Annotated in this window: 23 protein-coding genes and 1 tRNA gene; 8 read left to right on the forward strand and 16 right to left on the reverse strand. The window is 49.6% G+C overall.

The features are described 5' to 3' along the window. Nucleotides 1–64 precede the first annotated feature (64 nt). Entirely contained in the window at nt 65–1,804 is a 1,740-nt protein-coding gene (gene hmpF / locus AC1S5B_RS10165) for a pilus motility taxis protein HmpF (RefSeq protein ID WP_482035560.1), read from the forward strand. On the opposite strand, the gene tilS is transcribed toward hmpF, so the two are convergent. The 7 genes from tilS to AC1S5B_RS10200 form a co-directional block, all read right to left on the reverse strand. Then, nucleotides 1,794–2,819, reverse strand: a complete 1,026-nt coding sequence (tilS, locus tag AC1S5B_RS10170) for a tRNA lysidine(34) synthetase TilS (protein WP_482035561.1) — start codon at nt 2,817–2,819, stop codon at nt 1,794–1,796. The two genes, hmpF and tilS, sit on opposite strands and share 11 nt — an antisense overlap. A gap of 15 nt (nt 2,820–2,834) precedes the next feature. Beyond that, on the reverse strand, nt 2,835–3,263 hold the full coding sequence (locus AC1S5B_RS10175) for a KGK domain-containing protein (RefSeq protein ID WP_482035562.1): 429 nt from the start codon (nt 3,261–3,263) through the stop codon (nt 2,835–2,837). Nucleotide 3,264: 1 nt separating this feature from the next. Continuing rightward, nucleotides 3,265–4,272, reverse strand: a complete 1,008-nt coding sequence (gene ccsB / locus AC1S5B_RS10180; protein ID WP_482035563.1) for a c-type cytochrome biogenesis protein CcsB — start codon at nt 4,270–4,272, stop codon at nt 3,265–3,267. An 85-nt stretch (nt 4,273–4,357) separates the two neighbouring features. Then, entirely contained in the window at nt 4,358–6,076 is a 1,719-nt protein-coding gene (locus AC1S5B_RS10185) for a DUF3352 domain-containing protein (protein WP_482035564.1), read from the reverse strand. Between the two features lie 136 nt (nt 6,077–6,212). Beyond that, a complete protein-coding gene (locus AC1S5B_RS10190; protein ID WP_482035565.1) occupies nt 6,213–7,889 on the reverse strand; it encodes a tetratricopeptide repeat protein in 1,677 nt (558 codons plus the stop codon). Further along, nucleotides 7,870–9,243 carry a P-loop NTPase fold protein gene (locus AC1S5B_RS10195; protein WP_482035566.1) on the reverse strand — a complete coding sequence of 458 codons (1,374 nt, stop codon included), beginning with the start codon at nt 9,241–9,243 and terminating at the stop codon, nt 7,870–7,872. The genes AC1S5B_RS10190 and AC1S5B_RS10195 overlap by 20 nt, the downstream gene beginning before the upstream one ends. Before the next feature lie 125 nt (nt 9,244–9,368). Next, nucleotides 9,369–9,450, reverse strand: a tRNA-Leu gene (locus AC1S5B_RS10200). 176 nt (nt 9,451–9,626) lie between these two features. On the opposite strand from AC1S5B_RS10200, the gene AC1S5B_RS10205 reads away from it, so the two are divergent. The 4 genes from AC1S5B_RS10205 to AC1S5B_RS10220 all read left to right on the forward strand — a co-directional run bounded on the left by AC1S5B_RS10205 (nt 9,627) and on the right by AC1S5B_RS10220 (nt 13,532). After that, a complete protein-coding gene (locus AC1S5B_RS10205; RefSeq protein WP_482036616.1) occupies nt 9,627–10,418 on the forward strand; it encodes an LmeA family phospholipid-binding protein in 792 nt (263 codons plus the stop codon). Between the two features lie 150 nt (nt 10,419–10,568). Then, complete coding sequence (locus AC1S5B_RS10210; RefSeq protein WP_482035567.1) at nt 10,569–12,680, forward strand: CHASE2 domain-containing protein; 2,112 nt, start codon at nt 10,569–10,571, stop codon at nt 12,678–12,680. A 145-nt stretch (nt 12,681–12,825) separates the two neighbouring features. After that, on the forward strand, nt 12,826–13,032 hold the full coding sequence (locus AC1S5B_RS10215; protein ID WP_482035568.1) for a ssl0294 family protein: 207 nt from the start codon (nt 12,826–12,828) through the stop codon (nt 13,030–13,032). A gap of 206 nt (nt 13,033–13,238) precedes the next feature. Next, nucleotides 13,239–13,532: a hypothetical protein gene (locus AC1S5B_RS10220; RefSeq protein ID WP_482035569.1), complete on the forward strand. Its 294-nt coding sequence runs from the start codon at nt 13,239–13,241 to the stop codon at nt 13,530–13,532. On the opposite strand, the gene AC1S5B_RS10225 is transcribed toward AC1S5B_RS10220, so the two are convergent. The 5 genes from AC1S5B_RS10225 to AC1S5B_RS10245 form a co-directional block, all read right to left on the reverse strand. Continuing rightward, nucleotides 13,434–14,798 (reverse strand): NAD-dependent succinate-semialdehyde dehydrogenase, encoded by a 1,365-nt coding sequence (locus AC1S5B_RS10225; protein WP_482035570.1) that lies wholly within the window; start codon nt 14,796–14,798, stop codon nt 13,434–13,436. The genes AC1S5B_RS10220 and AC1S5B_RS10225 overlap by 99 nt on opposite strands. 186 nt (nt 14,799–14,984) lie before the next feature. Then, nucleotides 14,985–15,398 carry a type II toxin-antitoxin system VapC family toxin gene (locus AC1S5B_RS10230; RefSeq protein WP_482035571.1) on the reverse strand — a complete coding sequence of 138 codons (414 nt, stop codon included), beginning with the start codon at nt 15,396–15,398 and terminating at the stop codon, nt 14,985–14,987. Between the two features lie 12 nt (nt 15,399–15,410). Beyond that, complete coding sequence (locus tag AC1S5B_RS10235; protein ID WP_482035572.1) at nt 15,411–15,632, reverse strand: hypothetical protein; 222 nt, start codon at nt 15,630–15,632, stop codon at nt 15,411–15,413. Between the two features lie 132 nt (nt 15,633–15,764). Then, the gene (locus AC1S5B_RS10240; RefSeq protein WP_482035573.1) at nt 15,765–16,535 is read right to left on the reverse strand and encodes an MOSC domain-containing protein; all 771 of its coding nucleotides are present in this window, start codon (nt 16,533–16,535) and stop codon (nt 15,765–15,767) included. An 8-nt stretch (nt 16,536–16,543) separates the two neighbouring features. After that, nucleotides 16,544–17,641 (reverse strand): tetratricopeptide repeat protein, encoded by a 1,098-nt coding sequence (locus tag AC1S5B_RS10245; RefSeq protein ID WP_482035574.1) that lies wholly within the window; start codon nt 17,639–17,641, stop codon nt 16,544–16,546. 68 nt (nt 17,642–17,709) lie between these two features. On the opposite strand from AC1S5B_RS10245, the gene rpiA reads away from it, so the two are divergent. Further along, on the forward strand, nt 17,710–18,429 hold the full coding sequence (rpiA, locus tag AC1S5B_RS10250; RefSeq protein ID WP_482035575.1) for a ribose-5-phosphate isomerase RpiA: 720 nt from the start codon (nt 17,710–17,712) through the stop codon (nt 18,427–18,429). A 48-nt stretch (nt 18,430–18,477) separates the two neighbouring features. On the opposite strand, the gene AC1S5B_RS10255 is transcribed toward rpiA, so the two are convergent. Both AC1S5B_RS10255 and AC1S5B_RS10260 read right to left on the reverse strand, forming a co-directional pair. After that, complete coding sequence (locus tag AC1S5B_RS10255) at nt 18,478–19,203, reverse strand: ATP-dependent Clp protease proteolytic subunit (protein ID WP_482035576.1); 726 nt, start codon at nt 19,201–19,203, stop codon at nt 18,478–18,480. Nucleotides 19,204–19,278: 75 nt separating this feature from the next. Further along, nucleotides 19,279–20,088 carry a YebC/PmpR family DNA-binding transcriptional regulator gene (locus AC1S5B_RS10260; protein WP_482035577.1) on the reverse strand — a complete coding sequence of 270 codons (810 nt, stop codon included), beginning with the start codon at nt 20,086–20,088 and terminating at the stop codon, nt 19,279–19,281. 192 nt (nt 20,089–20,280) lie between these two features. Here AC1S5B_RS10260 and AC1S5B_RS10265 point away from each other — a divergent pair, with 192 nt between their 5' ends. Both AC1S5B_RS10265 and AC1S5B_RS10270 read left to right on the forward strand, forming a co-directional pair. Next, nucleotides 20,281–21,816 carry a cation:proton antiporter gene (locus tag AC1S5B_RS10265; RefSeq protein WP_482035578.1) on the forward strand — a complete coding sequence of 512 codons (1,536 nt, stop codon included), beginning with the start codon at nt 20,281–20,283 and terminating at the stop codon, nt 21,814–21,816. A 128-nt stretch (nt 21,817–21,944) separates the two neighbouring features. Next, on the forward strand, nt 21,945–22,511 hold the full coding sequence (locus AC1S5B_RS10270; protein ID WP_482035579.1) for a hypothetical protein: 567 nt from the start codon (nt 21,945–21,947) through the stop codon (nt 22,509–22,511). 5 nt (nt 22,512–22,516) lie between these two features. Here AC1S5B_RS10270 and AC1S5B_RS10275 read toward each other — a convergent pair whose 3' ends face one another. Together AC1S5B_RS10275 and glcD are read right to left on the reverse strand one after the other, a co-directional pair. Beyond that, nucleotides 22,517–22,714 (reverse strand): hypothetical protein, encoded by a 198-nt coding sequence (locus AC1S5B_RS10275; protein ID WP_482035580.1) that lies wholly within the window; start codon nt 22,712–22,714, stop codon nt 22,517–22,519. 17 nt (nt 22,715–22,731) lie between these two features. Then, entirely contained in the window at nt 22,732–24,207 is a 1,476-nt protein-coding gene (gene glcD, locus AC1S5B_RS10280; RefSeq protein ID WP_482035581.1) for a glycolate oxidase subunit GlcD, read from the reverse strand. Between the last annotated feature and the right edge of the window lie 108 nt (nt 24,208–24,315).

The following is a 24,315-nucleotide window of genomic DNA, read 5'->3' on the forward strand; positions in this document are numbered from 1 at the left end:
AGCGAGTTTAACTAGCATATTTGTTGATTTTGGTTGGGCAAAGACAAAGAAGGGGATTAGTGGCGTGCTGTATCTAGCGGAAGTACAAAAGAAAAGCGGTGGGTTGCTGGGTGGTGGTGGTAAAGCCGAACTGAGACTACTTGCCTGTCAACGATCCGAGCAAAACTGGTCGTCAGTTTCGGGAGACGAGGTGATTCCGTCTGATGAGGCGAACAGCTATGGATCGGGTGCCTTAGTGCTGGTTGATCTGTCCGCTAATCGGCAAGTGCAGCGGCTGCAAGAAGCGGGTCGTCCTTTAGTCAGCATTTTGCAAAACTTTTCTCGCTTGCAGGAAAAATTCAAAACTCAAGAAGAAGAAATTGAGCAGTGGAAGCAATCGCTCACCTATCAAAGTCAAGAGCTAAACCGTCGAGAAATGGAAATGGAAGCGCGGCGGGAACAGCTTCAGCAGATGGAGGAAGACTTTGAGCAGATGGAGCAGCAGCGCCAAGAAATTACTGCCTCGCAAGAAGAAATCAACCAGCAAAAAGAAGCTTATGAGCGCAATCGCCAAGAGCTAGAAGGGGCTTGGGATCATCTGCGGGGTGAGACGCGCCGCATGGAGGAACAACAGGCGACGATGCAGCAGTCTACGGTGCTAGACGAAGATAAGGCACGCGCCTTGAATGAGGCGCTAAATCGGTTAATCGGGATATTGCCAGTGGAGCCTGTTCGAGAATCGCTGAATGCTTCTTTTGAAATTTTATCTCAGCATCAAGAGCGGCTGAACCAGTATTGGCAAACTTTAGAGCAGCAGCGATCGCAGATTGATCAAAACAATCATGACATTGAACAGCAGGCGCAAACCATTCGCGATCGCTGGCAAGAGTGGCACCAAGCTCAAACTGCGTTAGAACAAGCCAAAGCCGAATTGAAAGCTCAGCAAACCACACTGATCGGGAAGCAAGATTATGTAAGACTGCTTTCTAGCCAGCTTCAAAGCCATGATGAACTGCATCAGCAAGTCTATCGCTTGGCAGCCACTTCTGACCATGTAAAGATTGGGTTTCAGGTGGATGTGGCAGCACTAGAAACCATGCCCATGGATGACCTGCAAAAGGTGGTTCAGGATCTAGAAAACGAACTGTTGAAGCTGGAAAGCTTTGTGGAAAGTCAAGAGGAAGAGTTGCGATCAAAGCAACAAGAAATTGATGATATCAAAGCCAAAATTGAAGCGGCAAATGAGTACGATCGCCTCAATCTAGAAAATGAGATGTCAGATGAGCAAGATGGCTATCAAATGCTGTATGAAACCTTGGTTGGGCAGCGCCGCAGCCTCCAAGAACGAAAAGCGTTTCTCAATCAACATCAGTCCATTCTTCGCCGTCGCCAGGGTCTCGCTGAACCAAAAGGCGGGGAGAACGTGATTGATCTTGAACCGATCTTGACTCAAATTGATGCCCAGCGCCAGCAACAAGCCGATGAGCTACAGGCAATCGAAGCCCAGATCACGCAGATGCAAGCGGCAATTCAACAGACGGAAAATATTGTCAATAATCAATCAACGGAGCAGGAGGCTAAGCGCAATGAAATCAAGCGGCTTGAAGATGAACTCCTAAACCGACGCAAAGCCGATTCTGAAGGCATTGGTAAGGTTTCAACCTATCAAGAAGTGCTTCAGCCCGTACAGGATACTACAGACGGAATGCGCCAAAAGCTGGAGGCGATCGCCTCCAGCATGGCACAAGGGCAAGAAGCCGCCGACTCTCAACAGCAGGCAATTACTGAAATTCGTCAGGTGATTAGCAGTTTGACTAATCCGTAATATGAATAGCACTCCGTAGCCAGATCCAATCTCCTTCTACCTGAGCGATCGCACCTCCTGGGAACGGATCAGTTTGCGATCGATTCGGGGCGGAAATCAGGGCAACCAATTTTTCAATGTGTTCAAAATTAGGCGCTTCAGGCAAACTCTGGTGCAAGAGTTGGCGAACTGCACGGCGTTGTAGGGCGATCGCTGCCGTCTGTAAAATTCGCCGATTGAATCGATAAGATTGACCCTCAACGCTCCACTCTGCTCGTTCAACTAAGTGATTAGCTGCTGCTTCCAGGTATTCCACCTCGGCTTGCAGCAATTCTGCGGTCTGGTTGAATGCTTGCTCCACTTGAGGATTGAAGTGCGCTTGCAGATAGGGAATGAGTTCTAAGCGAATGCGATTTCGGGCAAACTCTAGGCTTTGATTGGTGCTGTCTTCCCAAATGGTTAGTCCCACTTCCTGGCAAAACTGGGCAGTTTGGGCACGAGTGATACTCAACAGTGGACGAACTAGCTGAAGATTTTCAACGAGCGATCGCGTCCAGGTCAACGCTTGCAATCCATCTGCGCCGCTCCCGCGCATCAGGTTATAGAGCAAGGTTTCGGCGCGATCGCTGGCAGTATGTCCTGTAACAATGATGTCATAGTTCTGCCGTTGGGCAATCTGCATCAAGCTTTGGTAGCGCCATTCACGCGCCGCTGCTTCACTGGATAGACTCATTTCCGCCGTTTGTTCAAAATAGTCAACCTGCCACTGATGCGCCAAGGTTTGCACAAACGTAGCATTCTCGGCTGAATCCGATCGCCAACGATGATCACAATGGGCGATCGCTAGTTTCCAGCCCCACTTGGGTTGCAAATCTAACAGCAGCTTTGCTAGACAAAGAGAATCTTGCCCACCGGAAACTGCCATTAAAACCCGCGATCCTTGCTTTAATAAGAGCTTTCTTTTCAGGCTTTGGTGCAAATGAGCGTGCAGACCTGTCCAAGAAGGAAGAGAGTTTTCTGGGGCAAGGTGACTCATTTGAGAGACTAGGGGCTAGTAATCATCATCTGGGCTACCGTAAAAGTCTTCCAAGTCTGCCTCCGATCGCCCTGATTGATAGATATCATCCCGATCAAGCCGAGGGGGAGAATCGGAGCGTGGCTCTAATCGCCCTAGTCGGCGTGGTTGTTCAGTCATGCGTCGCTCAGGCAGTCGGGCTTTGGGGCTATCCGGCGAGAATTCTAGCCGAATCCGAACCCGACCACGCTGCCAGCCTTGACCGCTAAACCGCAGGGCTTGACACTCCAAGCCGTCATTAAACCAGCCTTCGTTTTCTTCGACCCAGTCATTTTCGCGATCGCTGACTGCCTGTGCCAACGCATCGATAAACTCACCTACCTTAAAGGTCGGGTTTGCCATTAGCACCCGACCCAGGCTGACAAACAGCACTTCATCATTATCCAAAGGTTGAAACTCATCCATGTTAGAAAAACCAGCCGTAACTATGAAGCCCTTTACCCAACAAATTTACGCCCAAATAGCAGACCCAAACGACCAGAAAACCCGCCGCCGCAAGCAATGCCGGACGACGACCCTGCCATCCTTTAGTAATTCGAGCGTGCAAATAAGCCGCAAACACCAGCCAGGTAATCAGTGCCCAGGTTTCCTTTGGATCCCAACTCCAGTAAGAACCCCACGCTTCATTTGCCCAGACGGCTCCGGCAATGATGCCAATGGTGATCAGGGGAAATCCTAACCCAATCATGCGATAGCTAATGTTATCTAGGGTATCTGCCAGACTGAGGCGCTGCGGTGACAAAGCGACCGAGATTGCCGGAGGTTCCATGACCGCAACAGAGCCATTCTTAGAAAATGCAGCCGTCATTTCTGTGCTTAAGCTCTCGCCGATGGGTTCACCCGCTTTCCGCAGTTGATATTTGCGATCGCGATAGCTACCCGTGCCCACAGAACTTCCCTTTAGCTCAATGTTCTGCCCACGAGTGACGACTAAAAACGCGATCGACAGCAGTGCCCCCACCATCAAGGTTGCATAGCTCAACATCATCACGCTAACGTGCATCATTAGCCAGTTAGATTTAAGTGCGGGCACGAGCGGCGCAGAAGCCTGCATTTCCGTGGGCAATGTCAACGTAGCAAAGGCAGCAATCCCCATTGAAATCGGTGCAGTTACCACCCCCACGAGGCGATTGCGACTCATCTGCTCTGCCACAAAATGCATGGTGGTAATGCCCCAAGCTAAGAAAAACAGAGACTCATATAGGTTGCTTAGGGGAAAGTACCCCGCTTCTAGCCAGCGTGCGCCCAAGAGTGCCGCCATGCAAAGATTGGCGATCGCCATTCCAGTCGTGCCCGCCATTGCTAAATAGGGCAGGTTTGGAAATGCTGCCCCAACCCAGTAAACCAGCATTGTGATAAACAGGACTGCAAAGGAAGCATTGTCTAAAATGCCTTGCAGTTTAACCAGATCCATCTCGTGTTCTCCACAAAAATCTTTAAGTGAATCATTCTTATCCCTCTATCCTACGATGCTGGCTGCCATACGGACAGGGTTAGATTTATTGCGGGGGTGGCACAACCGGAGTCGGGCTTGGTGATATTGGTGGAACTGTTGGGGTCGGTAACGGTTTCGGATTTCCCGCTTTTTGCAAACCCACAAACACATCGTAGCGAGTGGTGCGATCGCCGCTCACTGCCGCCGTAACACCCAGCGATCGCACAGCTGCAACCAGTTCTCGGTTTCCTGGTGGCAGTTGCAAAATGGGAAACTTTTTGGCGTTAATTGCCTCATCCACATTCAGATAAAAATGCCCGTTGTTTGGATTGAGTCCAGCCGGGATCGCTTTTTTGAATGCTTCACTATCTGCCAATGGTTTAGCAGGACGCGGCACAATTGCGCTGGCGATCGGTGCGCCCAAGGACAGAAACGTGATATCTCCATCCATCCAACCCCGATTGATCACTGCTCCACTTTGAGGCACTGTCCAAGCAGTCACCGGCTTGCCTGCAACATCGGTTTGTTCGACCTTGAATTTATAGCGCTCCACCATGGCATCATCTAGCTTTTTCAAAGTAGCCTCGGCAGCCCGACGATCGCTGGCTTTCGTCATAATTAACAAACTAAACGGCAGACTGGCAGACGTTCCCTCTGGCGCAGCGGCAAGGGCGATCGCGAACTCGCCATCCATCCAAGGCAAAAAGTCTTGCTCCCAATCCATGCCCACTGTGGATTTAATCCCGGATCGAATCACCTCTGGATTAATCGGGGTGACTGGATTTGCCGCCGCGCCCTGACTATAATCCTGCCAAAACTTTTTCAGGTTGCCGCCTGATGCCATCACAATTGTGTCGGCAGGTAGCTGACTTGGCATAACGGAAGCGGTATTTTTACCGTCAAACTTGCGGGTGCTGTCGGGTTTTAGCCAAGATACACTTTTAAGCTGAACGCCCTCTGGTTCCAAGGTTACCGTGGCTGCCACGCCTTGATTCTGCTGGAGTTGCTCCACGTTTTGAGGAGAGAGCGATCGCCCCGTATTTGCCGCCGTCACCACTGCCGCCGCTGGCAGATTTACATACACCTTGCCAAAGGCTTGGGGCACTTTGATTTGACCCAATGCCTGATTGTAGCCCGGAGTTTTTGCCAGGTTTGCATCCCCTTTATAGGCATCGATCGCGCGATCAGTGGCTTTAGGATCGTTCGTGACTAAAAGATATTTGCCATCAATCGCCGTTGCCGAAAATGCTTGTGCGGTTCCCTGGGTTTCCTTAATTTGAAAGCCTTTATAACTGCGATCGTTGAGCTTGCCACCTTGGGAACGCGGTTGTTCTAAAATCTCTTTTGCTTTGAGCGGATCGCGAATCGGCAGTACCACCACAATCGACTGTTGGTTGGGCGGAATCGCCGGAGCGGTCACGGGTGCCCTAGGTCCCAAAAATGCCACGGTGACTTCTCCACCTACCCACGGCTGAATATCTTTTTGATAGTCAAATCCATTGCTGGTCAAGACGCGATCGCGTGCCTCTGCCAAATTTTTATCAAAAGCTGCCTGACTTTGAACCGTGCCAAACTCGCGTAATTTTTGCCACTGCCCCGGCTCAGTAGTGACTGAAATTGTGATCAAGGCATCTTGCGGAATCACCTCCGCGCCGACAGGCAAGTCTTCCGGTGCAGCTTTGGACTGAGATAAGTACCAATACGCCCCACCGCCACCAGCGATCAACAACGCAGCGGCTCCAGCCGTTAACAGGAGAGGGGACTTTGTTTTCTGGGCAACCATGGGTGTTTCACTAAGCTCAACGGGCAATGTCCCTGCCACTCTAGCAAAACTCAGAGCGATCGCCGCGAGAAATCATCCAAATAGAGTTTCTTCAGCTACCGTTTTAGCAGCCAAAATAGAAGCGCGATCGCCACACCTACCGAAACCCAAAACCAGAGGGTTTTTGACGGCGTTTACGGGAGGATGGGCGTGGAGCAGAGGGTTGATCATTAATTTTGGGAGCAGACCTAGGCTGCTGTACCGGAATAGTTTGGTTGAGTTGATAAATCTCAGTGGTACAGTTTTCCACTTCATGTTTCAGCCCCAAAGATTGGTAAATCTGCTTGGCTTGCTGGTAATGCTGAAGTGATTCCCAAGATTGCCCCAGTTTGGCAAGCGCCCTCGCCATATTGAACAGAGAAAGAGCTTCGCCGTAGCAATCGCCAATCTCGCGCCTAATTCCTAAGGACTGCTGAGAGAAATCGATCGCCCTCCGGTATTGCCCCAGGTTGCGGTAAGCATTGCCCAAATTCATAAGCCAGTTGGCTTCACCCTCCAGATCTCCAAGCTCACGTGTAATTTCTAAGGCTTGCTGAGCGAAGTCAATCGCTTGCTGGTATTGCCCCAGTGCATCATAAGCATTGCCCAAACCTCCAAGAGAATTGGACTCAAAATTGCGATTTCCCACTTCCCGTTGGACTTCCAAAGCCTGTTGATAAAATTCAATAGCCCGTGGGTACTGCCCCAGTTTGCTATAAGCATTAGCCAGATTACAAAGGCTTCCTCCCTCATCATTGCGATTGCCGATTTCACGTTGGATTTCTAAAGCCTGCAGAAGGTAATCGATTCCTTGTAGGTATTCTCCTAGCATGAGATAAGTACTTCCTAAATTGCCGAGAGCAGCGGCTTCACCTTGGCGATCACCGATCTCACGCGCTATCTCCAGCGATTTTTCGTGACAGATGATCGTCTCTGGATCAAGGGATTGAAACTGAAGGAAAAGCCCCAATTGTGTAAGCGCACTCATCTCAGCCGATCGGTTGTTCTGGGTTTGGTGGCGGTGAATTGCTTGCTGAAAGGCGTTGATGGTTTGTTCTCGTTCTTGCTTCAGATTTTGGGCAATGCCTTGGCTGATGCGTTGGGCATAAACGTGTCCTAAGCGGTCATAGAGAGTTGCCAATCCGGGTGCGTTTGGGTCTTTTGCGGTGAGGGTGGCGATTTCTGCCTGTAACTCTGCCAAGGGTGGCAAATTTTCGGGTTTGGGGTTGTCCTGAATGGGTTGCGAGGGTGAGTTGATCGGGATGGGAAACTGAGTTAGCTGGGGCGATTCATCCACAAACCGCAAGACTGCTTTACGCCAACTCCAAAAATCGGGGGCGCGACGGCTCATTTCCCGCAAAATTCGCTGCGTCACCCAAAGAACGATGGGATAGCGAAACTCGCGCAAGCCTTCCCGTGTCCATTGCAAATAGCCAAAAAATTTGTCTAAATCGCTCTGTTCGTCCTGACGATCAATCGTCACCCGCAGCAATAACTCGGCTCCCGTCACCGTAAACACTGCCGCTCCATCCTGCTGCAAATGGCTTTCCTGTTGCTTGAGCGTCTCCAACCCGGCTCTCATACTGGGTTCTTGCCCCAACCCAATTCGGTAGGGGCGAATTTGTGCCTGCCGTGCTTCAGTTTCGTAGCGCATAATGATTCGTTGCCGCAAGGCACTGTCATCACAGGAGACAATGATCGGCGCGAGTCGTCCCTGGGAGTTCTCGATCAGGGAAATCAGTTGGTCATAAGTTTCTTCGTTTTGGGTTTGGGGGTCATCCCGTTGCGGCACCATCCAGCACCCCCTCTTCCACTAGCAAATCCTGGACGATCGGGTTGAGGTCATACCAATGCACGCGATTGCGATACTCCAGCACATACAAGCCATGCAGCAAATCTAAAAATCGCTGATTTTCTAAATCTTTGGGCTTAAACTCGCGATAAATCCCAACCAGCAAATCGAAGTCATTTTGTCCGAGCGATTCTGAGTAGCTAATCTGCAAATCGGTTAGCACAGACTCTAAAATTGGCTGATCGATCACCACGGTCGGCTGATCAAACTGCTGTTGGCGAATCTGGCGGCGGATCTGTTGTAGGGCGCGATCGCAGCAGAGATCCACAATCCGAATCAGTTCGCGCAACACGCCGCCGCTTTTGAGGATGATCTGGGGCAGAATGGCTGGATCGATTAGATGTTTCGGTAAACGCCGATCTAAAATCTCGCCAAACACCGCCACTATTGGCTGATTAGGAATGCGATCGGGCTGGCGTACTGTGGCTTTACTAAAAAACTTCGCCACAGGCATCGTATGAATCTTTTTAATATTTGCCGTGACAATGCTCTTAATCGCCGCTTCTCGCAGGGTTGAAATCGGAATGGTGTAAATAATCCGAGAATTGGGAGCCAATAGCGTCTTAATATTTTTGCTGAAGACTGTTTCTGTTACGCCCAAATCCAGTTTATCTAAGTCATCAATGATTACCAGAACCGTTTGCCCCGTGGCATTTTCGATATAGGTTTGAATTTCATTAATTCGGGCAATTAAGTCAGAAATCTTGCGGGCAAATTCGATACTGATTTCTTTCCGAATCACTGAATTCACTTTGAGGCTAGATTTCACCTTTGCCAAAAATTCCAAAATTACAGGAATTCCTCCCTTGAGGCTAGCTTCGCCACTCGCTTCGATCGCCGATTCCACTGTTTTCGATTCTGTTTGGGTGTGCTTGCCCAGCCAGTGATAGAGATCCTGCTTCAGACCGGGCTTCAGCTTCACATCCCGCCGTTCGGATGCATCCAACAGTTGCACCGCGATCGAAAACAAAATATTGACGTGATCCACCGCTGATTCTTCAATCGTGTCAGCGATGGAGAAATTCACTACAAAATATTTCCCTGTTTCCGTTAGCCGAAAGCCTAACTCCGCCAGCAGGGTCGATTTGCCACAGCCCCGATGCCCCGTAAAAATCAGCTTATTATCTTGCCCGGTGCAGTCTTCAACGGCTTGCTCTAGCTCATCCACCAGTTCCGTTTGATACTCCACCCCAAACCGTGCTAAATCTTTACGCTTCACCAACGGCTCAAGCTGAAGATTTCGCCCCGCTTCACGAAAGTCTTCAAGCTGACGTTGGAGTGCTTCCTGATCCGGCATGACTCATCTCACTCTCAAAATGTCTCTGTATTGTACTTCAGAGAATAAATAGGACTCCTATATCTCAAGCCTCAGCCTCATAATTTAGGAGATTGCTGAGAAAAAAGATATCCCAAAGGGTGTAATGCGGATGAAAGGACTTGAACCTTCACTTCGTGAGAAACTAGAACCTAAATCTAGCGCGTCTACCAATTCCGCCACATCCGCATGTGTTGCTTGCCTATGATAGCAAATCACGGTCTTAGTGAGAAATCGAAATTTAAAAATAGAGGCGAATAGAAGAATCTCAATCTCTAACATCGAGAAATTAATCCCAGCAACGTTGCCAGTTCTTCATGGTTTGTTACACAATGAGGTGAACTGTATCTGAAAAAGTGACAGGTATGTTTGGCGGCTTCACTGCAAAACCGGGTGGCGACTTTGGAGAGCGAATGCTCAACACAGTTGCCAGCCAATCGATTCGACACCTATTTACTGAAAGTGAATCAGTGGAGGTGGTCATTCGTTGCAACCCTTCTAGCAAGCTGCTTCAGGGAAGTATCGATAATTTCCGCATGGAGGGACGGAATGTCGTCATTCGGCGAGACTTTCAAGTTGAGGAAATGTCGTTTGAAACCGATGCTGTTTCCATCGATTTTGGGTCTGTCCTATCAGGCAATATTCGGCTGCGTCAACCTACTCAGGCAGTGGCTCAAGTGACGCTCACTGAAGCCGGAATTAACCATGCGTTTACCGCAGAACTGGTGAGAAAACACCAGGAAAATCTAACCAACCCTGAGTTGATGCAGCTTTCTGGCGGTGAACCCGTTTCTTTCACCGATGTGAATGTGCAGCTTTTGCCAGAGAATCGGCTAGCGATTTTTGCCAAAGCGACTTTGCCGAATGGAACCGTGCCGATTAGCCTCAGCGCCACATTGGATGTAGAACGTCGTCGCAAACTGCTGTTCCAAAATCCTCAGTTTGAGCCAGAAGTAGTGCCGGAAGCGATGCGGGGTGTTTCTGAGGTTTTGACGAAAGCATTTGCCGAAATCCTCAATGGCATGGTGGATTTAGATCGATTCGATTTAGATGGGGTGATGATGCGGATTAATCGCTTAGAAACGAAGGGTAACCTGCTTATTTTTAGTGGGTATGCTCAGATTGAGCGGTTTCCGAAAGCGAGTAAAGTGGGTTAATTAGGGGCGATCGCGCCTCTTATCTTTTCCTGAGAAGTAAGAAATTTAGGAGAATTTAGGCATAATCTACAAACCATGCTGATTTTGCTGACCCTGGCATGATCAGAACTACGGGTGCTGCTTGATTCATTTGCAATTGACCCAAAAATAATGTCGGAAACGCTGCTGAATCATCGTTATCGACTGCTTCACGTATTGGGAAGCGGTGGCTTTGGGCGTACCTATGTGGCTGAAGATATTCAACAAGTGGGAAACCCCAAATGCGTCATTAAGCAACTGAAGCCTGTCAGCCAAGATCCGGTTTTTCTAGAGGTTGCCCGTCGCTTGTTTTTGAATGAAGTGGAAATTCTGCGAAGACTAGGCGGACACGATCGCATTCCTGCCCTGCTGCAAGATTTTGAAGAAGACCATCAGTTTTATCTGGTGCAGGAATATATTGAAGGGCTACCCCTGAGTGAAGAACTCGTCGCCTTAAAGCAGTTAACAGAAGTTGAAGTGGTTACGCTGCTGCGAGATGTGCTGGAGATTTTGGAGTTTGTCCACCAGCACAACATTGTCCATCGCGACATCAAACCCAGTAATCTCATGCGACGGCAACGCGATCGCCGCATCGTGTTGATCGACTTTGGTGCAGTTAAAGAAATGCAAACTCAACTGCTTCAAGGAACGGGACAGACAAATTTAACCGTGGGCATTGCCACGCAGGGCTATGGTCCCAGTGAGCAACTGGCTGGCAAACCCCGATACAACAGCGATATTTATGCCTTGGGCATCACTGCCATTCAAGCCCTCACCGGGCTGCACCCGTCTCAATTGCCGACTCATCCTACTACCGGGGAAGTCATCTGGCGCGATCGCGCAGTAGTCACTCCGTGGCTAGCGCGGATTCTTAATCAAATGGTGCGCTATCACTTCAATCAACGCTTTCAGTCAGCGGCAGAGGTGTTACAGGCGCTTGATCAGACTGCATTATTAGATGCGCCAACGCTGGGCACTGATGAAACACTGCTGCCACTCACTCAGATGGATACCTTGGCAAACGAGGGAGCGCGACCTGCTGAAATCACTGAGGTTCCGGCAAAACCCCGCCATCGTCGTAGGGTTGCCCCTCTGGTGATTGGCGCGGTTAGCCTAGTGGCGATCGCGATTGTGAGTGGAGCTAGAAACTTGGGCTGGTTGCAACCCATGGAAATCGCTGCCTATGACTGGAAGATGCGAGGTAGACCGGAGCCTGAACCCGATCCGCATTTGCTGGTAGTGGGCATTACTGAAGCCGACATTCAAGTGCAAAAGCGGTTTCCGCTCTCTGATGAAACGATCGCGGCGACCATTGCCCAACTTCAGCGCCATCAACCGCGAGCGATCGGGCTGGATATTTTTCGGGATATTCCTCAACCACCAGGGCGATCGCAACTCTTGACTGCCTTGAAAGCGCCCAACATTGTCACGATCACCAATCTTGGAACCCCCATCACCCCCGCGCCACCCGGTGTTCCCAGCGATCGCGTTGGGTTTAATGATGTGGTGCTGGATGCCGATAGTGTCGTGCGGCGTAATCTCATGTTTGCCGATTTGAACACCACCACCTATTATTCCTTTGCGTTACGGTTAGCGGTAATGTATCTAGCTAAAAAGAATATTCAGTTGCAGCCCAGTCCGGGCGATCGCACCATTGCCCAGTTAGGAACTGTTGCATTTCCGCCGCTGAGTAAAACCGCAGGGGGCTATCAAGATCTAGACGATCAAGGCTATCAGGTAATGCTGAACTATCGGGGGCGAACCGTTGCCCAGCAGGTGAGTCTCAGCCAGGTATTAAATGGGCAAGTGCCGCCAGAGCAAATTAAAGACCGAATTGTTCTAATTGGCACAACCGCCGCCAATGCCAAAGATTTATTTCTTACACCGTTCAGCGTGACTGAAACAGAAAATTCTCGGCTGCCAGGAGTCTTGATCCATGCTCAAATGGTCAGCCAATTTTTGAGTGCCGGACTGGATAAAAAACCAGCAATTTGGTACTGGTCTAATGAGCTTGAAATCGTGTGGATTGGCGGCTGGGCAGTTTTGGCAGGCGCGATCGCCTGGTTTATAGTGCGTCGTCCAGTTTTGGTTTTACTGGGGGAAGCTGGACTGATTGCGATCGTGATCATCACTGGCATTGGCACATTTAGTGCTCAAGGCTGGATTCCAATGATTCCACCCATTTTTGCAATCATCTTGACCGCAAGTGGAATCGCCACTTATCGCATGACAAAGGGCAAATAACGGAGGACGAATGACGATTAAGGCGAAAAGCAGCAATCCAAGACTCGAAACTATATCAGTTCCTCTTTAACCAGCGTTACAATCTCCAAAGGAACGCCTACTCAAACTTTAGCTTTCACCCTAATTTCGGCAAAGGAGCCTTGCAATGTTTTTCGACGAACTCACCCCCATCTTCACAGAACTGACTCAACAGCCTGTTGCGTTCATGGGCGGATTATTTTCTGGGCTGTTGCGGCTGAATCTTGCCGATGAGCCAATCAAAAGCTGGCTTGACAAGCAAGGAAATGCCTCTTTCTATCCCACAGTGACTCACAACGGCAAAAGCGGACCTCAATCTATTTCAATTGATTAAGACTGTGAGGCTGGCATCATGAGGTTTTCAACGAGTATCTTCTTCAGCCAAAACGAGAGAAATTAAGAGAGGATTCTGAAAAGTTTAAAGATAGGTTATGAATCTCACCCTGACGAAAAATCAAAAAGGTATAATAGGATACTTAATATCCGTACCTGATGATGATTTCTCACCAACTTATACCCAATGCGTTTTCTGAAATCTTTATGCAAGCCACAACCAACCATACGCTAACTTTTGCAGATCGGTATGGGCTGGCAGCGGCACTGTGTAATGATTTGATTGAAGAAGAAGAGAAACGGGCGATTGATCGCATTTTGCATGGGGTTAGGCGGGGACACATCCAGCTTGTGGACGATTTGTCTACGCTGGAATTACCCAAAGCAACCCGGCTAAAAGGATCATTTCACCCAAATCGTTTTAATGTTGACAAATTCATGAATCCCGTGAACGCCCAACTCACGACCAAAGCCCGATCGCTTGGTGCCGCCAAAGGGTAAGCGGGGGTCGGATTTCACCATGCCGTTGATAAACACGCATCCCGCCTCAATGCCGTTGATTAACTGTTCCTGTTCCGTAGGGTCGGTTGTCCAAGCGCTGGAGCCTAAGCCAAACGGGGTATTGTTTGCCAGCGCGATCGCTTGATCAATATTTTCCACACGAAACAGCAGCCCCACGGGACCAAAAAATTCTTCTCGTCCTAGAGGATTCTCATCCGCAATATCGGTGATTAACGTGGGCTGATAGTAGTTGCCGGGGCGATTGAGCCGAGCGCCGCCGATGAGAATTCGCGCACCTTGCTGAACGATCGCCTGCACTTGGCGATCGTTGTCCTCCAAAATTTTGGGCGTAGACAGTGGACCCAAGTCCGTCTCTGGCAGCATCGGATCACCCACTTTCAGCTGCTTGTATTGGGTGATCAATAATTCCTCAAACTCATCGGCAATGGAATTTGCCACAATAAACCGTTTTGCAGAAATGCAGGTTTGCCCACAGTTCAGCATGCGCGAAGTGACCGCCGTAGCCGCCGTAGCCTTCAAATCTGCACTTGGTAGCACAATAAACGGATCACTGCCGCCCAGTTCCAACACCACTTTTTTGATATTTTTTCCAGCGGCAACCGCCAAACTTGCCCCCGCAGGTTCACTGCCTGTTAACGTGGCGGCTTTGATGCGATCGTCTGCCATCAGCCCAGCGACCTTACTAGAATCCATCAACAGCGCTTGAAACACCCCTTCGGGAAAGCCTGCCTGCTGAATGATTGCTGCGATCGCCAGCGCACATTGGGGCACATTAGACGCATGTTTTAGCAAGCCCACATTCCCCGCCATCAAAGCCGGAGCCGCAAACCGAAACACTTGCCACAAGGGAAAATTCCACGGCATGACAGCAAGAATAATTCCCAAGGGCTGATAGCGAATAAAGCTATGGCTGGCATCAGTGGCGATCGCTCCATCTGCCAAAAAACGCGCCCCATTTTCCGCGTAAAACCGACAGACCGCCGCGCATTTTTCCACCTCTGCGATCGCCGATTTTAACGTCTTGCCCATCTCCAGCGTGATCAACGCACCCAAGCGATCTTTATCAGAGTCTAAAATTGCCGCCGCCGCCTCAAGCCACTGCGATCGCTGCTCAAAACTCGTCTGGCGATACTGCAAAAATGTTGATTGGGCGATCGCTACTTTCCTTTCAATTTCTGCATCTGAAAGCGCCTCAAATGTTTTCACCACTTCGCCTGTCGCCGGATTTACTGTCGCAATTCCCATAGATCCTCCCTTGCATCGCAATCACCGCTGCTTTCATTCTAGAAACCTGCCTAATCAGATTCCCAAAACCAAACATTTCATTAGAAACGGCACACCGCAAAAGCAACTTTTAAGCTTTCGGCTCTTAAGGAGTATTTATCAATAAGGAGTACATTTAATTGTGTTCGGCTAATTGGCACATAGACTTTAAATTTTCAATAATGCTCGAAACCCTGCTTGGTTAAAATGCTCATCTATTGTCAGCGCATCAGTTATCCCCTGATTTTGCATCACAACAAATGATATGCAATCAACTAATCCCCGTTCTTTATCTTCTCGATTCTTGAATAGAGTAAATGCATCGGTGTATAAATCGTTTGTTAACAGAACTACATCAACATTTGGATCAGATCGGAGTGATTCAAGAAGCTGAATCGCTGCAGCTCTATATCGCTGCTTAGAAAGTGCATTTCCAATTTCTAGCAGTACTGCTTGGGTAGTCACTAAGCGGGCTTTGCTGATCTCCAGTTGGTCAGCGAGTTGAACTGCTCGGACATGATTCTGATCGGTAACGGCAGACAAAGCGATGGCAAAAGAAGTATCCAAAAAAGCGTTAGGCATCACCAGAGCGATTTATTTTTCTCCGTTCAAATAGTGATCAATGTTCTCTGACCAGTCTGGTTCACCCTGCAAATGTAGCGATTTAGCGGTTTGAAGAAACGTTTTGGGGTGTTCTTTTAGATCGGGCAAAACACTTTCAACAATAATCCGAACTCGCGTACCTGCTTTCAAGTTTAAGGGTACTTCAGGTTGCAGAGTTGTACCGTCGAATAGGGCTTCTAAGGTCTGGAGCATAATTTTCTAGAGGCTATCGATTGCCTTGAGTATAGTCCGTTCGTGATTGTGCCTTAAGCAATATGATTGTTTTGCTCTGTTGCAGCTAACTAAAAAGAGGTTAGTTTTCAGGACGCTACAAGATAGGAACAATTACAGGGTGACCAAATCGCCGATGTGGAGTATTTTTCCAGTTTCGGAGGAGGGGGCGCGGGTGTTCACTGCCATGCGGTAGTAGTGGTTGAATCGGGAGGCTTCTGCCCAAGTGGGGAACGTCGCTTTACGGTGTTGTACAAACGTCTTTTGAAAGTTGGGGTAGGGTTGTCCTGTGATTGAGTCGCGGGTAGGAACAATGCAGCGCTGACAGGGGTTTACGCCGAAGAATTGGATAGCGCCGATGTGGAAGGGCACGAGATTGCCTGCGGTGCTGAATAGGCGCTCTTCCCAAAAGGGTTCTGCGGCGATTTCGAGAGTGGTGCGGAGGCGCGATCGCAGTTCTTCCACGCTCAACGGAAACCATGCCGCCGCCGTTGCAATCGTTTCGGTGCTGATGATCGTTGGGGCGGGGGATTGGGTGTCATCGGGAAAGCCCATGTCTAAGTTTTGAATCAGCTTGACGGGAAAGCCGAAGTAGTCACCTAGCCAACGTTCTAGAGGAGTGCGATCGCCGTCTAAATGAAAATCACTCACGTCTGCGGTATCTTGCCCTTGCAGAGAAACGATCCGACTTTTCAGATCAAAATTGGCGCGGAGTTGATGAATTGCCGGGATACGTTTCCCATTCACAAAATTGCCTTGGTAGTCGATGATGGCAAATTCGCGATCGCCCTTCAGCGCACCACTGGATAGCATCGTCGCCTCAGTCACCGCCACGCCGTCAAGCGATTTAATGGGATGGAGAAGAATCTTGGCAAGATGAACCATAGGGCAGTCTACTTTTTGGCTTCTTGAATCAGGTCGCTCCACAGGGCGACACCCGCAAACAGACTGGCAACCAGCAGGGCGATCGCTTGGCTGTGAGTGTTGAACAGAGCAACCAGCCCAATCATCACCAGCGCTGGTAGTTTTCGTTTAGAAAACATCGTGAGGGTTTGGTTCAAATCATGCCACAGACGGTTTTGCTCGGCAAGGCTACCGTTGCCCATTAAATGATCGACCAATTTACCGCTTGTCAGCAAAGTATAGAGACGGCTGCGGCTGATGGGATAGCCGTATGGATTCAGCGAGAGGGCTTGATCGAAACTGGCGATCGCATCCTCATATCGCCCCAAGCGTCGTAATGATAGCCCTCGCTCATACCAAAAGTAGAACTCATGAGGCTCTAGATCTAAAGCGCGATCGTAGCTGCTTACTGCGTCCGATTCACGGCGCAACTTGCTGAGTGCCTTAGCTTTATAGACCCACAGGTCTGCATCATCAGGGTTCAGTTCCAGGGCTTTGTCATAGTTTTTCAAAGCGTCCTCTAGCTGGTTGCGTTCCTTGAAGAGCAAGCCCCGCAGTCTCCACGCAGAATGCTCTTGGGGATTAGCGGCTATGGCGAAATCACAACTTTTTAGGGCTTCATTGGGCTGGTGCGATCGCGCTAGCTCCAAGGCTTTGAGGCTCCACACGTCTGATGCGCGAGGGTTGAGTTCTAACGCTTTTTCCAGGCTTGCTAGTCCTTCTTCTCGCTGTTCCAACTGCAACAACACGACCCCGCGATCGCGCCACAGTGCATAATCATTGGGATCTCGCTCAAGCGCGGCGGTGTAGTATTTGAATGCGTCTTGATAGCGTTCTAGCTGGCTCAACACGCTTGCCTGACCTTTGAGTGCTGGCAAATAGTCGGGATTTGCCTGAAGCGCTTGGGTATAGTACGCGATCGCGGCTTCAAACTGCTGCTGACCCGCCAAGTATTGCCCTTCTTGATAAAGCAAGCCCGTTTTTATTTCAGTTGGGGTCGAGGCATCCTCAAGTTTCTGGCGGCGTTCTGCTTGCGTCAAGCCCAGGATTACTGGATCATTCATTCGGGAATCGTTCGGTTGATTCATAGAAGGTGCCACCAAAATAGTAGACTGACGAATGGAAGCTAGATCTCTAAACCACCCCAGGAAAACCCATGAGTGCAGAACTTGACCCCGCAACATTGATGAAAAAGCAAGTTGGAGCCGCCGCCGCTGCCATGGTGAAATCTGGTTCTATTGTAGGACTGGGAACTGGGTCAACTGCCGCATTTATGATTCAGGCATTGGGCGATCGCCTCAAATCGGGCGACCTGACGGACATTCAAGGTGTGACTACTTCATTTCAAGGGGAAGTGTTGGCGCGAGAATGCGGCATTCCTTTAACAACGCTGGATATGATTGATGGCATCGATATTGCGATCGATGGCGCAGATGAAGTTGATCCTGATCTTAATTTAATCAAAGGCGGCGGGGCTGCCCACACCCAAGAAAAGCTAGTGGAAGCTTTTTCTAAGAAATTTATTGTGATTGTAGACAGCGGCAAGCTGGTGAATAAGCTGAATCTCAATTTTTTGCTGCCTGTGGAAGTGATTCCTAAAGCGCTGAACCCGGTGACGAAAGCGATCGAGCGTTTGAACGGCAAAGTGACGCTGCGGATGGGCGTAAAAAAATCGGGTCCCGTGGTCACCGATCAAGGCAATTTGATTCTAGATGTGAAGTTTACCAATGGAATCGATAATGCAGTTGAGCTAGAAAAAACTCTCAACAACATTCCCGGTGTGCTGGAAAATGGCTTGTTCGTCAACATGGTAGACCTGGTGCTAGTGGGCGAAGTAATTGACGGTCAACCTGCTGTCCGTGAAATTAGACGCTAGTTTTTGGGAGGGCGATCGCTTCGTCTTTTTGTCTCTGTGAGCATAACTTTAAGGCTGAGAGGCGGAGGGCAGCTTATTGACGACTTTATCAATAATTCCGTAGGCTTTCGCTTGTTCCGCCGACAGGTAGAAATTGCGATCGGTGTCCACTTCAATTCGTTTCAGCGGCTGACCTGTAAATTCAGCCAACAGCCGATTCAGCAGGCTTTTAAAGTACAAAACCTCTTTTGCTTCAATTGCCACCTCACTGGCTTGCCCCCAAGTTCCTCCCAAGGGTTGATGAATCATAATGCGCGAATTGGGCAACGCTAGACGTTTTCCCTTGGTTCCGCCCGCTAACAAGAAGCTCGCCATGGAACTGGCTTCTCCCAACGAGACTGTGACCACGTTAGAGCGCAAAGCGCGCATGGTGTCATACATTGCCAATCCTGCGGTTATGCTACCTCCAAAAGAATTGATGTATAGGTAAATGTCTTTTCCGGGTGCTTGCGAGTCTAAATAAAGCAATTGAGCAACTACTCTCTGTGCCATTTCAGCATCGACTGCTCCGGTAATAAATACGATTCTTTCACTAGAAAGCCATTCATCAACGCTTCTGTTGGCACCGCGATCGCTGTCAGACTGTCCGGCTTTTGGGGCTTCAGTTTGGTTTAAATTGGGCTGCGATCGCTTGAAATCTTTGCCGAAAGCAATTTCAGCGCTCAATGGATTGAGGGTGCCGAAAACCAGAGCCGCGATCAACAAAAAAGCTTGAGAACGTGTTTTAGTCGTCAAATTATCTACAAAAAATCGGGTCGTACATAGATTACTTCAACTTGGTGGCGAAGAGAATGAACACCCCGTGAAGTTTCAGGCAAGGATCAAAGATATCAGGTCTTCTGCCATTTCAAAGTTGGCGGTAACGCTCTGTACATCGTCTAAATCTTCTAAGGCATCCATGAGCTTGAGGACGCTGCTTGCTTGATCTGGATCGGTGACCTCCAAAGTATTGTTAGGAATCCAGCGCAGGTCTACCTGCGTGACCTGGTAGCCGCCCTCTTTCAACGTTTGGCTAAGGGTTTCCAGATTGGTCGGGTTGGTAAAAGATTCAGCAACGGTGCCATCCTCGGTTTCCAGCAGTTCATAAGTGTCTGCGCCGCCTTCCAAGAAGACTTCTAGCAAGGATTCTTCGTTGATTTCCGCGATCGCCTCTGATCGTCGCCCTTTTCCCGTTTTCACCGGAATCAACGATACTTCCACAAAGCCTTTTTGATCAAACATCCAGCCGACACAGCCGATTTCGCCCAAGTTGCCGCCATTTTTGCTAAACGCGACTCGCAGATCCGCCGCCGTGCGATTGCGGTTATCAGTCAAGGCTTCAATCAAAATGGCAACGCCACCCGCGCCATACCCTTCATAGCGAATCGCTTCTAAGTCGGCGTTGTCTCCCAGTTTGCCTGATCCTTTGGCGATCGCTCGGTCAATATTATCGTTAGGCATCCCTGCGGCTTTCGCTTTGTCGATCGCCGTTCTCAGTTGAAAATTACCCGCTGGATCAGGCACGCCACTCCGAGCCGCCACGATAATCTCTCGTGAGACTTTGGTAAATACTTTACCTTTCACTGCATCCACACGCGCTTTCTGACGTTTGATGTTTGCCCATTTACTGTGTCCTGCCATAGCTCAATTGCAACCTAGCGTTTATTTCAATAATCATTTCAATTCATAGGATACCCAAAGATTTATGCCGTTGGCGGAAGCGTCCTTTAGCTAAACCCTTCGCTAACCCCTACTAGCATTTTGCGATCGCGGAGGTAGCTGATACTATCGCCACTGAGTAGGTTGCTGTTGATGGAGAAGAGGCGCGAAGTCATGATAATGATGGAAATGGGGAAAGTGGCGATCGACGAAGGGCTAGAAAGCTTTCTGCTTGTGGTGTGTGTGTCGCTAACAGTCGCTACGCTGCCCCGCATTTTCGGCTGGTTTCCGCGCATTCCTTATACGTTAATGCTGGTGATTGTGGGTTTAGGATTGGCACTATTAGATGTCCGGTTAGTTGACCTATCGCCCGAACTGATTCTCTCTATCTTTTTGCCCCCGCTTTTGTTTGAAGCCGCCTGGAATTTGGAGTGGTCAAAGCTCAAGCAAGAGCTTACCCCCATCGTGCTGTATGCATTGCTGGGCGTGGCAGTATCGATCGCCGGAATCACTTGGGGACTGGGGCAATTTACCCACTTTTCGATCGAGGCAGCGCTGCTGATTGGGGCGTGCTTGTCGGCAACCGATCCGGTTTCGGTGGTGGCGCTGTTTCGCGAGTTAGGCGTAGATAAGCAACTTTCGGCGGTGATGGAGGGAGAAAGCCTATTCAATGACGGTATGGCGGTTGTGGCGTTTAGCGTGTTGGTGGGTCTAGCAATGGGCGGAGCGGAGGTGTCAGTTCAGCCTGTGCTGCTTCAGCTTGTGACGGTTTTGGGTGTAGGCGTGGGGATGGGATTGTTGATCGGACTCGCTATCTCTTACCTAACTCAACGGTTCGATTTGCCGCTGGTGGAGCAGTCGTTAACGTTGGTTGCTGCCTATGGAACCTATTTGCTGGCAGAGAAGCTAGGCGGGTCGGGAGTAATTGCAACGGTGACGACGGGGTTAGTTTTGGGCAACTTTGGCTCTCGGATTGGCATGAGTCCCCGGACGCGCATAATTGTGACCGAGTTTTGGGAGTTTCTATCCTTCTTCGTTAATTCGATTGTGTTTTTGCTGATTGGCGACCAAGTGCGCTTCTCGGAGTTAGGCAGAGATTGGCAGGCAATCGCCATTACCGTCATTGCCATGCTAATCTCGCGGGCACTGTTCATCTATGGCTTGGGCTTTCTCAGCAATCGTCTTGCCAACTCTCAACTGACTATTCCAGAACAAACAGTGCTGTGGTGGGGCGGCTTGCGTGGATCGGTGTCTATTGCCCTTGCCTTAAGCGTTCCGGCTGTGTTGCCTGTCCGCTCGGAAGTGATTTCAACGGTATTTGGGGCAGTGCTGTTTACGCTGCTCGTGCAAGGTTTGTTGATTAAGCCACTGTTAGCGCAGTTAAAGCTATTGGGCGATCAACCCATTCGACAGCGATACCTAGAGGCGATCGCTCACCAATCTGCACTCAATCGCGTTTTAGACCATTTACAAATAGTACAAGCTCGTCCTAATGCTGATCTCGAATTTTGCTCCTATCAAACCAGCCTCGTGCAAGGAGAGCTTGCCAGTTTGCAAACAGAGATCGATGAATTGTTAGATGAACATCCAAATATGCAAATCTTTGTTCAAGAGCAGCTACAGGAAGAACTGCGGGCGATCGAAGCCGATACCTACGCCGAATTTGTTCAAACTGGGCGATTAAAACATGAACTGGCTCCCCTGCTGTAAGCTGTAACTCAGCCACCTATGGCAGGGTAAAGAGTCGGTGCAGCTACGATTTTATTGAGGCTTTTGGTTTCAGTAAGCTAGGGGATGAATGATTGTTTTTAAAGTCCTGCCATTGGAACGCGCCGACCATGCTAGACAAACTGAAAATTCCACCTCAGCTTCGTCAAAAAATAGACAAGGAGCTTCAACCTCAAGAATCGATTCGCTGGATTAGTCAACACCAGCCAAAAGTTTCTAGCTTAATCGATGGCTTTCTTATATCTCTGTTTGCCATCCCATTGATAGGCGCGGGGGTGTTTTTTACTCATGTAGCGCTGGTAGATCCAATTCCTGACTTAAAAACTAACTACGGAATTGTTCTGGTTGGGGTGCTTCTCATTCTCATGGGGTTGGCACTGCTGTCACTTCCCTTCTGGCGATGGCATATCAGTAGAAGTGTGTATATCATCACCCATCAACGGTTGATCACGTTTTATGGGGCTAACATAACTACCATTCGCAGCTTTGAGCCTCAACAGCTTGAAAAGATTTACCGCCGCGAAAACAACGATGGCACAGGCGATGTGGTGGTAGTTGTGCGATCGTGGAAGGGTAGCGATGGCAATGAACGAAAAGAGGAAGTTGGATTTCTTGCTATTTCAAACCCACAACAAGTAGAAACCTTGCTTAAGGAACTGGCTCAAACTGCTTTGTAGAAGGTTTAACGCACTCGTCGTCTGATGTAGACAGCGATCGCGTTGGTATTGCTGTTGTTAAGTTTCAATTCCTGCAAGTGTTTCGGGTTGATTGCGATTTCGAGAATCCCTGCGAGTGGTTGACCTGCAAGTGTTTGACATGGATGCAGTCCCTTGCGGGATGGGGGATTAAAGGGTGCGATCGCAATCCCGGTTTCACACATCCACCCAGCCGCGCAGTTTAGAAGCGATCGACTCCTTCAAAATTTTGGCTAGAGGATGGTTTAGCCGCTTCGCCACAGGTGCGGGGTGTGGGAAATAGCTTCGTTGGATTGGCGATCGTTTGCGGGTCGATCGCCTGACGCACCCACTGCATCGTTTCCAGATCGGTTGGCGAAAACATGTCTGGCATATAGCAGCGCTTATCCGCACCAATCCCATGCTCACCCGAAATACTACCGCCGACTTTCACACAGAGCTTGAGGATTTCGCCGCCCAACGCTTCCACCTTTTCCAACGCACCGGGAACCGCATTGTCATACAAAATCAGCGGATGTAGATTGCCATCGCCTGCATGAAACACATTCGCCACATAGTAGCCATAGCGATCGCCCAACTCTGCAATAGTCTTCAGCACATATTCCAGCTTAGTCCGAGGAATCACGCCATCCTGCACATAGTAATCGGGCGACAGTTTACCCATGGCTGCAAAGGCAGCTTTACGCCCCTTCCACAAGGTCAAGCGTTCATCGACATCCGTGGCAATCCGCACGTTGCGCGCCCCATTTTGCAAACAAATCGCTTCTACTTGCTGCGTATTCTCTGCTGCCTCCACTTCCAGCCCATCCACCTCCACCAGCAAAATCGCCTCCGCATCACGGGGATAGCAGTTTGTCGCCACCACATCTTCCACCGCATTAATGCTGAGGTTATCCATCATTTCCATGCCGCCCGGAATAATTCCCGCGCCGATAATATCTGAAACCGTTGCCGCCGCTGCTTCCACACTGGTAAAGTCTGCCAGCAACACCCGAATCGATTCTGGCGTTTTCACCAATCGCAGCGTGATTTCCGTGGCAATCCCCAAGGTGCCCTCCGAGCCGACAAACACGCCAGTTAGGTCATATCCCGGCATTTCCGGCACTGTGCTGCCGATGTCCACAATCTCACCTGTGGGCGTAACGACCTTCAAACCCAACACATGATTGGTCGTCACGCCATATTTTAGACAGTGAACCCCGCCAGAATTTTCTGCCACATTACCGCCGATCGAGCAAATAATTTGGCTGGAAGGATCGGGCGCATAGAAAAACCCTGCTCCGCTGACCGCCTGCGTCACCCAGCTATTAATCACACCGGGTTGCACCACTACCCGCTGATTTTCCAGATCAATCTCCAAAATTTGCTTCATCAAAGTGGTGACAATCAGAACGCAGCCATCCACGGGCAGCGCTCCACCGGATAAGCCTGTGCCCGATCCACGAGTCACAAAGGGAATCTGGTTTTGAGCGCAGACGGTGACGATCTCCGCAACTTCTGCCGTGGTTCGGGGCAACACCACCACATCAGGACGATGGCGATAGCTGGTTAAGCCATCACATTCATACACCAGCAGTTCTTCCCTGCGGCGAACGACGTTATTTTTACCCGCGATCGCCTCAAATTGCTGGATGATCGGTTGCCAATTCCGCGTTGTTTGCCGTTCTTGAATCAGCATGAAGTTTCTCAAATACTGCTACTGACCATTCTATAGGGAGAACTAGAAGAGTTCCGTCTCTGCTGGCTAAACGACTCTACATTCACTCCACCCACTAGCCAAGCATCC

The sequence above is a fragment of the Leptolyngbya sp. CALU 1928 genome (assembly GCF_056784215.1).